Origin of the sequence: Flavobacterium sp. NRK1 (assembly GCF_024054175.1) — a bacterium.
Taxonomy (GTDB): domain Bacteria; phylum Bacteroidota; class Bacteroidia; order Flavobacteriales; family Flavobacteriaceae; genus Flavobacterium.
On the sequence record NZ_JAMXLA010000001.1, the window covers coordinates 1,533,772 to 1,547,139 of the forward strand.

Consider the following 13,368-nt stretch of genomic DNA (forward strand, 5'->3'; position numbering starts at 1 on the left):
TCAACTGACGAGATCTGTATCAATGCTAATGATGGTAGTATTACAGTAACCCCAACAGATGGTACAGGCCCTTATGCTGTAAGTCTAAACGGAGGTACATTTACAACACCGCCATCTGCAGGCCCTATTACGATATCTAATCTTTCGGATACTACTTACACAATTGATGTAAGGGATGCTAACGGATGTACTTATACTTTACCTGCAGCTATAACAATTGCAGAGGGTGTGGATATTCAGGGTGATTATCAAATTTTCCCGACATGTACTAATAATGTAATTGGTAATATAGTATTCCCTACAGTTAATCCTAATATTCCTGCTAGTGATTTTGAGTGCGCTTTAGACGGAGGTATTTTTGAGCCTGCTGACAGTACTTTCTATCAGGATCTTAGTGCAGGCTCACATACTATTACTTTCAGATATATAAACGGATGTACACAGGATGTAACTTTTACAGTCCCGGCTCTGTTGCCAATATCAGCTTCGATAGATTCTCAAACTAATGTACTTTGCTTTGGCAATATCACAGGAGAGATCACAGTAATGGCTACAGGCGGTACAGGCACATTAAGCTATGCAATTTCAGATCAGACACCGCCTGTATTTGGTACATATCAAAGCACAGGAGTATTTACAGGCCTTGCAGCAGGAGATTATACAATCAGTATAATGGATGATAATGTTGGATGTGAAACTCAGTTAACAACAACTATTACTGAACCAACAGCAGCATTAACCGCTACAGCGAGTTCAACTAATGAGATCTGTATCAATGCTAACGACGGTACTATTACTGTAGTCCCTGTAGGCGGTACAGCACCATATGAAACAAGCCTTAACGGTTCGGCCTTTGCATCGCAGTTAAGCTACACAGGCCTTGCAGATGCTGCTTACACAATAAATGTAAGGGATGCTAACGGATGTACTTATACTTTACCGGCAGCTATAACAATTGCAGAGGGTGTGGACATGCAGCCTGTAGCAACGGTAACTCCAACGTGTGTATCAAACACACCGGATAACGATGTTACCATTGCCATTAATCCGGCAGTAGCTGTATCTGATGTAACGTACTCAATAGACGGAACGAATTACCAGGCATCGAACACCTTTACAGGGGTTAATCTTGGCGGAGGTACTTATACCGCTTATGCACAGTATGTAAACGGCTGTATCCAGACCACTACGTTCACGATCATCGACAGACTGCCTGTAACAGCTACCGCAGCAGTAACAGCAGATGTGTTGTGTTATGGTACTACAACAGGAGAGATAACGGTAACGGCATCGGGCGGTACTACACCACTTGAGTATGCTATCTCTACTGCTACACCACCGGTATTCACAACTTACCAGCCATCAAATGTATTTGCAGGCCTTGCGGCAGGCGATTACACGATCAGTGTAAGAGATGCTATAGGCTGTGAGGTTGTAACAACAGTGCTTACGGTAACCCAGCCAACAGCAGCATTAACCGCTACAGCGAGTTCAACTAATGAGATCTGTATCAATGCTAATGATGGTACAATAACCATAGTCCCTGTAGGCGGTACAGCACCATATGAAACAAGCCTTAACGGTTCGGCCTTTGCTGCACAATTAAGCTACACAGGCCTTGCGGATGCTGCTTACACAATAGATGTAAGGGATGCCAACGGATGTACTTATACTTTACCGGCAGCTATAACAATTGCAGAGGGTGTGGACATGCAGCCTGTAGCAACGGTAACTCCAACATGTGTATCAAACACACCGGATAACGATGTTATTATTGCCATTAACCCGGCAGTAGCTGCATCTGATGTAATGTACTCAATAGACGGAACGAATTACCAGGCATCAAACACCTTTACAGGAGTCAGCCTTGCAGGCGGTACTTATACCGCTTATGCACAGCATGTAAACGGCTGTATCCAGACGACCACATTCACGATCATAGACAGACTGCCTGTAACAGCTACCGCAGCAGTAACAGCAGATGTATTGTGTTATGGCAATACCACAGGAGAGATCACGGTAACAGCAACCGGCGGTACTACACCACTTGAGTATGCTATCTCTACTGCTACACCACCGGTATTCACTGCTTACCAGCCATCGAATGTATTTGCAGGCCTTGCGGCAGGCGATTACACGATCAGTATAAGAGATGCTATTGGCTGTGAGGTTATAACAACAGTGCTTACGGTAACCCAGCCAACAGCAGCATTAACCGCTACAGCTACTTCAACTAATGAGATCTGTATCAATGCTAATGATGGTACAATCACTATAGTCCCTGCAGGCGGTACAGCACCATATGAAACAAGCCTTAACGGTTCAGCTTTTGCAGCACAGTTAAGCTACACAGGCCTTGCAGATGCTGCTTACACAATAGATGTAAGGGATGCTAACGGATGTACCTACACTTTACCGGCAGCTATAACAATTGCAGAGGGTGTGGATATGCAGCCTGTAGCAACGGTAACCCCAACGTGTGTATCAAACACACCGGATAACGATATTACCATTGCCATTAACCAGGCAGTAGCTGCATCAGATGTAACGTACTCAATAGACGGAACGAATTACCAGGCATCGAACACCTTTACAGGGGTTAGCCTTGCAGGCGGTACTTATACCGCTTATGCACAGCATGTAAACGGCTGTATCCAGACGACCACATTCACGATCATAGACAGACTGCCTGTAACAGCTACCGCAGCAGTAACAGCAGATGTATTGTGTTATGGTACTACAACAGGAGAGATCACAGTAACGGCATCGGGCGGTACTACACCACTTGAGTATGCTATCTCTACTGCTACACCACCTGTATTTACAACTTACCAGCCATCAAATGTATTTGCAGGCCTTGCGGCAGGTGACTATACGATAAGTGTAAGAGACGCTATAGGCTGTGAGGTTGTAACAACAGTGCTTACAGTAGCCCAGCCAACAGCAGCGTTAGCAGTTACAGTATCTAAAACAGATGAACAATGTCTTAATGCCAATGATGGTACAATTACTATAGTTGCAACAGGCGGTACAGCACCATATCAATCAAGAATAGATTCGGCTGCAGCCTTTACAGCTCAGATGAATTATACAGCTCTTGCAGATGGTATATATGATGTAGAAGTAGTAGATGCTAACGGATGTTCTTACACAGAACAGATTACCATTGCAACAGGTATACAAATTCAGCCATCACTGCTTGTAACACAGCAATGTACTGAAACTACAATTGAAGTAAGTGTTAATCCTGCAGTTGTTACAGATGTAATGTATAGCCTGGATGGTGGAACGCCACAGTCATCAAATACTTTTGTAGTAGATGGTCTTGATCCTGCGGTTACACATACAATTACGGTTACGCACATTCAGGGATGTAGTGAAGCGGTAGACTTTAACATAAATCCTGTTATTCCGATTGTAATGAGTGCACCAACAGTAACAGATGTTGCCTGTCACGGTAAAGCTGTTGGAGCTATTCAGGTTAATGCAACAGGAGGAACCGGACCATTACAGTATGCGATTACCTGGAATATCTGGCCAACACCTATTTATGGGCCGTCAAATAACTTTACCGATCTTTTAGCGGGTCAATATACTCTTTGGGTAAAAGACGCTATGGGTTGTGTGGTTACTACAACAGTAGATGTTTCAGAACCGGCCGAAGCTTTAACATTATCTGCTGTGGCAACAGCCGAAAGCTGTATTAATGCACATGATGGTACTATTACTATAACGCCACAAGGCGGAGTAGCGCCATATTCTACAGCGATTGTTTCGGCGGTTAACTTCCAACAGGATGTACTAACATATTCAAGCCTGTTTGGTGGTACTTATGATGTGTATGTAAGAGATGCTAATGGCTGTTATGCAAAAACAACTGTTACTATAGAAAAAGGTGTTAACCTTAACCCTTACATACAAACAACCTTAAGCTGTGATAATAACAATCCGGTAAATACAGTAACTGTACTGCTTAATCCGGTTGTTCAAAACCTGGAGTATTCATTAACAGGTGCAACGGGTTCATATACGGCTAATAATGTATTTGATATTGCCCCAGGCTCTTACACAGTATATGTTAAGCACATAAACGGATGTACAGCACAATTAGACTTTACAGTTCAGGATCGTCCTGCGGTTGTAGCAACAGCATCGTCTGAAGATGCAACATGTAACGGCGTTAATAACGGAAGTATAACAGTAACGGCTTCAGGAGGAACAGGAACTCTTAAATATGGTATATCACCAGACTTTGCAATGACCCAGAATCCGGTGTTCAATAATCTGTTGGCAGGCAATTATACCATAAGGGTAGAAGATGCTTACGGGTGTTATACAGAAGTTCCTGTGGTGGTAAATGAGCCTACAGCTATAGCTGTAACAGTTGTAGATGTACTGCAGGAAATATGTGTTAATGATGACAACGGTGTTATAGAAATAGGCATAACAGGAGGTACAGGACCTTATGCTACGAGTCTTACGCCTAATGGTGTTTTCGTAGAAGATCAGATCTTGTTTGATAATCTTGACGGAGGTGTTACTTATACTATTTATGTTAAAGATACTAATGGATGTACCACAACAATTGATGTTCCGCTTGATGCGCCAATGGACATTAATGCAACGTCACAGGTAGTATATAATTGTAATGAAAATACAGTAACTATAGTAACAGATGGTAATATAGATCCTACTGAGCTTACGTATACTATAGAAGGTCCTAAAGGGAATAATCCTCCACAGACATCTAATGTATTTGCTAATCTTCAGGATGGTACCTATACTGTAGAAGTACTTCATATATCCGGGTGTACTGATACAACTTCATTTACAATCGAAAGTACGGACGAATTAACCCTTTTACTTGCAGAAAGCGGACTGAACCAGTTCAAAGCATCTACATCGGGTGGTAAAGGACCTTATACTTACACTTTTGAAGGTAATGATATGGGAACCAAAAACACCTTTGTGTATGACCATAGCGGAACATATGTGGTAACTGTAACTGATAGCAGGGGCTGTACTACAGAAGCATCTATAGAAGTTAAGTTTATAGATATTATAATACCGGATGTTATTACTCCTGGTGGAGACGGACAAAACGATACCTGGTCACCGGGCAATACCCAAAACTATCCTAATATCAATACCGATATATTTGACCGTTACGGTAGAAAAGTGGCAACACTTAGACAAGGTCAGGTATGGGATGGTAAGTATGAAGGAAATGAACTTCCTACGGGAGATTACTGGTACCTGATTAAGCTGGGAGATGCTGACAACAGGGAATTTGTAGGACACTTCACTATTTACAGATAAAAATTAATAACGGCCACGCCTGTTAAGGTGTGGCCTGCATTAAAAAAATCAATTTGGACAAAAACACACGCACAAAATGAAAAAAATATATACCCTGTTAGTATTAGTTTTAGCTTTTCCATACTTAAATGCGCAGGAGCTTAACATTCCTACATTTACACAATACCTTGCAGATAACCCTTTTGTTATTTCTCCCGCTTATGCAGGTATCGGAGACCACGTTAAAATAAGGGCTAACGGACTTACGCAGTGGGTAGGAATTAAAGATGCACCTGATAACCAGTCGCTCGCTGCAGATATGAGAATATCAGCAAATAGCGGTATAGGAGTATTTTTATATAATGATAAAAACGGCTATACAAGGCAGTATGGTGGCAGGCTATCTTATGCTCACCATATTATTCTTGATCCTTACTATGATCAGTACCTTTCATTTGGTATATCCTATAACCTTAACCAGTTTAAAATTGATACGGAAGATATACAAACTCCCGATCAGTCTATTACAAATAACAGATATACAGTAAACCATAACTTTGATGTGGCATTGCTTTATCGCTTTGAAGATTTTTATGCCAGCTTTACGGCGGGTAATATACTAAACAAGAATATAGACCTTTTTGCTACTAATGAACCTAAGCGGCTTAGAAATTACCAGTTATATACAGGTTATGTTTTTAAAAGCGGTGATGCTCTTGAAATAGAACCGTCGGCTTATGTTCAGTATTTTGAAAGTGACGGAAGGTCCAGTACCGACTTTAATATGAAGTTTCGTTTTCTTGATGGTGAAAACTATTACTGGGCAGGTATAAACTACCGTTTTCTTAACGACCAGTTTGGAGACCCATTAAATATTGGGCCAATGGTAGGTTTAAAAGTATCTAACTTTTATTTTGCTTATTCATATCAAATAACTACTAACGAATTACTGGCTACAAACAGCGGAACCCACATGGTAACGCTTGGTATTGATATATTCCAGGGTGTAAGTGACTGTCCTTGTACACACGGAGCTCATTAAGATATTTATGATTCCCCTCTGAGCTTACTAATCTAAGCTCGTCACATTGTTGTGATTGTTTGTAAAAACCCTTAGGATGCCAATACTAAGGGTTTTTTGTAGATATGTATATTTGAAAAGTTCATTATTTTTCCTTCAGGCCCCAAACGGCAATTGCTAAACAGAAGATACCCCATGATAGTAATTGCCAGGTAACAAAATGCCACCCTCCTGCCTGCCAGCATTGTATGCCTACAAATGTACCCAAAGCGCCACCAATAAAATAACTGGTCATATAAGCTGTGTTAATACGGCTGTGGGCTGTGGCATCAAGCGTATAAATAGTTGCAACATTAGTAACCTGTGTTGCCTGTACACCTACATCAAGCAATAATACGGCTACTGCAAAAGCAACAGTAGAAAGCGGATAAATTTGCACCAATACAATGCCAACCAATACAAGTGTTACAGAGAAAACCTGTGCACGGGCAGGACTGCCTTTATCGGCCAGTTTTCCAAAAAGGGGAGCCAGTAATGCGCCACCAATAGCTAATAAACCGAAAAGGCCAATAACATCTGAGCCATAGTTAAACGGTTCTCCGCTTAGGTGGAAAGTAAGCGTTGTCCAGAATGAACAGAAGATACCAAAAGCAAGGCCGCCTAAAAGTGCTGTTCGGCGTAATAAAGAAAAGCGTCTTAATTGTTGTAATGATGAGCCGAGTAAGCGCAGATAATTACCTTCAAACATTACCTGCTGTTTATCAGGCAATGTAAAATATAATAATAGCGAACTTATCATTACCAAGCCTGAAGATATACCATATACATAACGCCAGTTAAACCATTCGGCAATAAGCCCGCTAAAAACCCTTGCGGCCAATATGCCTACCAGTATTCCTGTAAAAATAATGCCCACATTATGCCCGCGTTTTTTACTGTCTAAACTGGCTGCCAATGGCAGTATAACCTGGGCGGCAACACTAAGCAGTCCCATAATAAGGCTAAATGTACACATCCAGAAAAAATTCTGAACGAATGTAGTGCCTACAAGGGCCAGTACTAATATTATTTGTAACGCCAATATTAATTTCCTGCGGTTTATTTTATCTCCCAAAGGAGTAATAAAAAATAAACCGAGACCATAGCCTGCCTGTGCAAGTACAGATATTATGCCCGCACGGCTTTCGGTAACGCCAAAATCAAGGGCAATATCTTTAAGTATGGGCTGGTTATAGTAAATGTTGGCAACACAAATTCCGGCAGCTGCCGACATAACGGCTATCTGTGTCTTTGTAATAGGGATATCCTGCATGAATGAGAATGTTTTTGGAAATGTAAATTTCGGAATTATTCTTTTACGCTGATCCAGCTTCTTAGTTCCTTTCGTCCTCAAGAATTTTGATCATTTTAAACGACTTTAATAAATGAAATAACCCGGGTATAATAAGCAATCCGCCAATTATTAATGATATGCCAAGTACATCAATAACACTATCGGGTGCTTTGCCGTCAAGAAGGCTGATAGGGCCATTTTGTGTAATGATAAGATTAGGAAAATGTGTACCTACAGCAGCCCATAATATTAGTATCACCTGTATTCCTGCATATAAGCGACAGGTTATGGTATATCCTTTTTTAATGCTTTGCCAAAGTGGAAATAACAACAATCCGGATAATATTACTGATCCGACAGCATAGTAGTTATGCAAAAAATCGTTAATAAATTTCATGTTTTCCACATATCCGGTAATAAGTACTGCCATACCTAATATAACTACTGCAAATGTGGCTATTCCGGCTTTACGCATATACATACGTTTTTCATATGTTGTAGCCTCGCCAATTAAAAAAGTAGCTGAAAGAAAAACACATAGCGCACTAAAAAAGCATCCTGCCAAAATAGGGAAGGGCTGTAACCATGTATGAATGTATATGTCGGCAAAACTGGCAGTAGTAAGTTCTTCGGGAATAATGATATTGCCGCTAATAAGTGTACCAAAGCACATTCCTAAAAAGATGGGGGTTACAAGACAGGAAAATTCGAACATACGATCGTAAAGTAACTGCGATTTATCTTTTACAGCATCATAATGTCTAAAAACAAAAGCCACACCGCGCAGGGTAATGCCAAGTAGCACAAGCGTTAAAGGGATATGCAGGTAAATAATGATAATATTATAAAAGGCAGGAAATGCAATCCATAAAATTACTATTAGAATTATGATCCATATATGATTGGCCTCCCATACGGGTCCCATAACACTATATACTGTTTTCTTGATCGATTTTTTATGCTCGGCAGAAGAAAATAACTCCAGTATGCCGGCACCAAAATCGGCACCACCTAGCAGTACATACAGGAAAAATGAAAACACGGTAAAAAACAATACTACATACAGCATAGGGCTTAAATTTTAGTACGGTTAAGCGTTTTTATCTGGCGTACCATAAGCCAAGTTACCGCTATTGAAAGTGTTATATAAAGCAAAACATACATATAAAAACTATATACCATTCCGGGCATAGGGGTAACAGCATCTTTAGTACGCATTACATTATATATTATCCAGGGCTGGCGGCCTACTTCGGTTACAATCCAGCCTGACTCCAATGCGAGGAAACCTACAGGACTTAATAAAGCAAAGTAGAGCCAGAATTTTTTGTTTTCCTGCCAATGCTTCTTTTTTATGCTTATAAAATATACAATTGCCGAAAACATAAGTAGTGTGCCTAACCCTACCATCATTTGAAAAGCGTAGTGGGTAATTGCTACAGGAGGGCGGTCTTCTTCAGGAAAATCATTTAGGCCTTTAACTTCAGCATTAAAATCGCCGAAAGAAAGGAAAGAGAGAGCTTTTGGTATTTCTATTTTGTGGGTCACTTCTCTTTTTTCTTCGTCAACAATACCTGCTATATAAAGAGGCGCGCCGCGTTCGGTTTTATAATGCGCTTCCAGTGCGGCAAGTTTTGCAGGCTGGCGTTGTGCAATATCTTTGGCCGATAGGTCACCGCTTAAAGGTTGTAATACGGCTGCAATTGCTCCAAAGAGTATAGCAATTTTAAAAGCCTCTTTATGTAAAGGTGTATTCCTATTTTTATAAATCTGCCAGGCATGAATTCCTGCTACCGCAAACGATGTGGCTGCAAAAGCAGCAAGTGTCATATGCAAAGCCTGTGTAAACCAGGCGGGATTGAGAAATGCTTTTACAGGATCTATATTCAGGAATTCGCCATTTACATAGTCAAAACCGGAAGGTGCATTCATCCAGCTATTGGCTGAAACGACTAATATGCCGGATAGTATTCCTGATACTCCAACAATGATTCCTGTTGCAAGGTGAAATTTTTCATTAAGTTTATTCCATCCGTACAGATAAAAACCTAATGCTACAGCTTCTATAAAAAAGGCTGCTCCCTCCAACGAAAAAGGCATTCCTATAATAGGGCCGGCATGCAGCATAAACTTTGGCCATAACAATCCTAGTTCAAATGAAAGTGCCGTGCCCGATACTGCACCCGTAACAAAAAATATGGCTACACCTTTTTGCCAAGATTTAGTAAGCGTTAAAAAAACAGGGTTTTTGGTTTTGAGCCATTTATAGTGTGATTTTACCATAAAAAAGGGCATTACCATACCTATACAGGCAAATACAATGTGAAAAATAAGGGTGAATGCCATCTGCATTCGTGCTGCATCTAAATTATCCATAGTACGGTCGTATTTAGGCCTATCAAAGATACTTCACAAACGCCGGATAACCGCATCTATAAGGCTAAAATATGAACGGAATATTTTAATATTTCCTGCAGTAAAAACTTTATAAATTTAGCCTATCTTTTTTATTATATAGGTAACAATTGCCCAAATAACAAACTGATTATCTTCGGTTACTTTTATTGGATGGTAAGCCGGGTTTTCGGGCATAAGATAAAGGCAGTCAGTTTGCATTTTCAGTCGCTTAACGGTAAACTCACCATCAATAAGGCATACAGCGATTTTGCCGTCTGTTGCTTCCAGACTGCGATCTATAACAAGTATATCGCCATCATCAATACCTGCATCGGTCATAGAGTTACCTGCCACTTTTATATAAAATGTTGCTAAAGGATTTTTTTCGGCAACTACCTTGTTAAGGTCAATTTTATATTCCATAAAGTCCAGTGCCGGCGACGGAAAACCAGCCTTTACTTCATGTGTAACAAATGGAAGTCCTGTATTGTTATCCAGGTCGGGACTATAAAAAGTAAGGTTTGGCTTATTGTTTTTCTTTACTGGCATTGTACTACAAGTATATCATTAATATCTGTGGTATACCTTGGCGAAAGCATATTCTGGTTCATATCCCATGTTTTTTTTGCCTGTGCCGCCAGGCGTATTTTGCGTCCGCCCAGCTTTTCATTCATCTTATCCATAGCTTTCATAAGAGCAATATGCTTGGGATTTTCGTCATTAAACAAATTAAATTGTTTAGCATCTTCAGGAATCAGTTCGGTTACTATTACGCCTGCTTTTTTAAATTTAATGGTATCGGTATCTGCAAGTAATTCTTTAAGCAGCTGTACAGCTGCATTGCTTATGGTAATAGCAGAATTTGTAGCAAACGGAAGCGTTATGGCTTTGCTGTAGTAATATTTAGGATTGTTTATACTATGCTTATCTGCTACAAGCATTACAATTACAGTATAACAGCATGATTTTTGTTTTCGCAGTTTTTCGGCACTAACAGTAGCAAATGTAGAAACCCGTTCTCTTAGCAGATCATAACTGGTTAGTTGTTTAGGGAAACTACGGGTTGTAGCAATACTTTTTTTCTTTTCGGGTACCTGTCCATCGCCTATTGCGGGGCTGCCTTCAAGTTCACATTTTATACGCATGCCTATAACACCCATTTCATTTTTAATCCATTGCTCCATATGGGGTTGAATGAAATCATAGGCAGTAACTATATTTCTGGCTTTAAGTTTTTTTACTGTTCTGTAGCCAATACCCCAAACATCTTCAATTTTTAACCATTTCAGGGCTTTTATACGTTTTTCATCAGTATCCATTACATAGACGCCCTGTGTTTTATCCTGAAATTTTTTGGCAATACGATTGGCTGCCTTAGCAAGTGTTTTAGTTGGAGCTATACCTACGCATATCGGCATGCTTAACCATTTCCAGGTGCGTTGTTTTATCTCAAGTCCGTATGCATTATAATCAGGGATGGTTACTCCATTAAAGTCAAGGAAAGCTTCATCTATACTATATTCCTCCACATTAGGAGTATATAATCGCATAATGCCCATTACGCGCTGGCTTAAATCGCCATATAGTGAGTAGTTGCTCGAAAATACTTTTACATTTCCTGCTTTTAGCTGTTCCCTTATTTTAAATTCGGGTACGGCCATACCTATACCTAATGCTTTAGCCTCTTCGCTTCTCGAAATAATACAGCCATCATTATTAGATAAAACCACAACAGGTTTGCCCTGCCATTGCGGCTGGAATACCCTTTCACAGGATACATAAAAATTGTTGCAGTCAATAAGGGCATACATAAATGCAAAATTAGTTATTATGGAATTATGAAATGATAGTATTATGTAAAAAGCTGTAATTAAAGATATACTCCTGAATAACAAAAAAAACCACCGTGATGAGCGGTGGTTTTTTTTGTTATTTCTTGTTTATCCTAACCTGCCTAAAACAAAAGAAGGGTAAAGCCCTATAGCAATGTTAAGTAATATGGAAAGTACTGCTACAATGGTATACATAACAGGTACCGATTGTTTTTCACTTGTATCTTCTTTGGTATACATAGCAAGTATAAGTTTAAAATAGTAGCCTACACTTATAATAGAATTTATTATTGCAATAATTACAATAGCTACGTGGTTTGTACTTAATACTTCCTGAAACAGGAAGAATTTTCCAAAGAAACCTGAAAATATAGGAATACCTGCCATTGATAAAAGCGAGCAGGTTAATATCGCGGCCATTAAAGGATTTTTTTTGCCAAGGCCGTTAAAATTATAAACCTCTTCATTTCCTTTATCTCCGCAAACAGCCAGTATGACAGCGAACGCCGCTATACCTGCAAGTGCATAGGCTGTGGCATAATATAATAAAGTACCTGCCGTATGCGTAGGGTTAAAGAAAACCATAAGCATAAATCCTGCGTGTGATATACCCGAAAAAGCAAGCATACGTTTTACATTAGTCTGTACTAAAGCTGTAAGATTACCTACAGTCATAGAAAGAATAGAAACAATACTTATTACAGTAATGTAACTTCCCGGCACAGTACGGTTAATGCTTACCATAAGTTTAAAGAAGGCTGCTATTGCAGCAACTTTAACAAGTGTACTCATGGTTGCTGTTGTTAATGCAGGAGAACCTTCATAAACATCAGGAGCCCAAAAATGGAAAGGAACGGCAGCAATTTTAAATAAAAGCCCAATGCTTAGCATTACAATACCTATAAAAAACCATCCCGGCACATTAGTGCCTTCAAGAAGGGTTCCATATATAGCATGTGTATCAAATGAGCCAGTAGCTCCGTAAATAAGAGCTATTCCAAACAAAATAAAGCCTGAAGCAAAAGCCCCCATAAGGAAGTACTTCATACCTGCCTCATTGCTTTTTATATTTTTTGGCTGGCTTGCAGCCAATACATAAAGCGCTATAGATAATATTTCTATACCAAGAAAAAACATTGCCATGTTGCCAAAAGATATCATAGCAATAGCTCCTGTTAAAAGGAAAAGCTTTATAGCTATAAAGTCTGATATCTTGGCCTTATGTTCTTTATGAAAATCGCCTGAAAGGGCTACAAGAAAAATAGTAAGCACAATAAACAAGCATGAAAAAGAAACAGAATAATTATCTGTAATTATCATGTTGTTATAGTAGGTCTGAACTTTATTATAATCAGCCACAGTAAGCGCCAGTGTACCAAACAACCCTAAAATGGTTACCGGTATAATGGCTTTTCTTAAATTAAAAATTTCAGCTATAAGGCATATAATCCCTAATCCTGCAATAGCTATTAATGTATACATCTTAT

The 13,368-nt window shown here is 39.6% G+C and carries 8 protein-coding genes; 2 read left to right on the forward strand and 6 right to left on the reverse strand.

What is annotated here, in order from left to right; genetic code table 11:
* Together NHE85_RS07150 and NHE85_RS07155 are read left to right on the forward strand one after the other, a co-directional pair.
* Nucleotides 1-5,319, forward strand: a 5,319-nt coding sequence (locus NHE85_RS07150; protein ID WP_252811090.1) for a T9SS type B sorting domain-containing protein, incomplete at its 5' end; no start/stop codon positions are given.
* Nucleotides 5,320-5,395: 76 nt separating this feature from the next.
* Entirely contained in the window at nucleotides 5,396-6,340 is a 945-nt protein-coding gene (locus tag NHE85_RS07155; RefSeq protein WP_252811092.1) for a type IX secretion system membrane protein PorP/SprF, read from the forward strand.
* Between the two features lie 124 nt (nucleotides 6,341-6,464).
* Here the strand turns inward: NHE85_RS07155 and NHE85_RS07160 are convergent, their stop codons facing one another.
* From NHE85_RS07160 to NHE85_RS07185, 6 genes are all read right to left on the reverse strand, one after another.
* Nucleotides 6,465-7,712 (reverse strand): MFS transporter, encoded by a 1,248-nt coding sequence (locus tag NHE85_RS07160; RefSeq protein ID WP_252811094.1) that lies wholly within the window; start codon nucleotides 7,710-7,712, stop codon nucleotides 6,465-6,467.
* Nucleotides 7,693-8,721, reverse strand: coding sequence for a cytochrome d ubiquinol oxidase subunit II (locus NHE85_RS07165; RefSeq protein WP_252811096.1), 1,029 nt, complete (start codon nucleotides 8,719-8,721; stop codon nucleotides 7,693-7,695). Before NHE85_RS07165 ends, NHE85_RS07160 begins: the two co-directional genes overlap by 20 nt.
* A gap of 5 nt (nucleotides 8,722-8,726) precedes the next feature.
* A complete protein-coding gene (locus NHE85_RS07170) occupies nucleotides 8,727-10,028 on the reverse strand; it encodes a cytochrome ubiquinol oxidase subunit I (RefSeq protein WP_252811098.1) in 1,302 nt (433 codons plus the stop codon).
* Between the two features lie 117 nt (nucleotides 10,029-10,145).
* The gene (locus NHE85_RS07175; protein ID WP_252811100.1) at nucleotides 10,146-10,598 is read right to left on the reverse strand and encodes a LexA family transcriptional regulator; all 453 of its coding nucleotides are present in this window, start codon (nucleotides 10,596-10,598) and stop codon (nucleotides 10,146-10,148) included.
* Nucleotides 10,589-11,860, reverse strand: a complete 1,272-nt coding sequence (locus tag NHE85_RS07180) for a Y-family DNA polymerase (protein WP_252811101.1) — start codon at nucleotides 11,858-11,860, stop codon at nucleotides 10,589-10,591. Before NHE85_RS07180 ends, NHE85_RS07175 begins: the two co-directional genes overlap by 10 nt.
* Nucleotides 11,861-11,989: 129 nt before the next feature.
* Nucleotides 11,990-13,363, reverse strand: coding sequence for an NADH-quinone oxidoreductase subunit N (locus NHE85_RS07185; RefSeq protein WP_252811103.1), 1,374 nt, complete (start codon nucleotides 13,361-13,363; stop codon nucleotides 11,990-11,992).
* Nucleotides 13,364-13,368 lie beyond the last annotated feature (5 nt).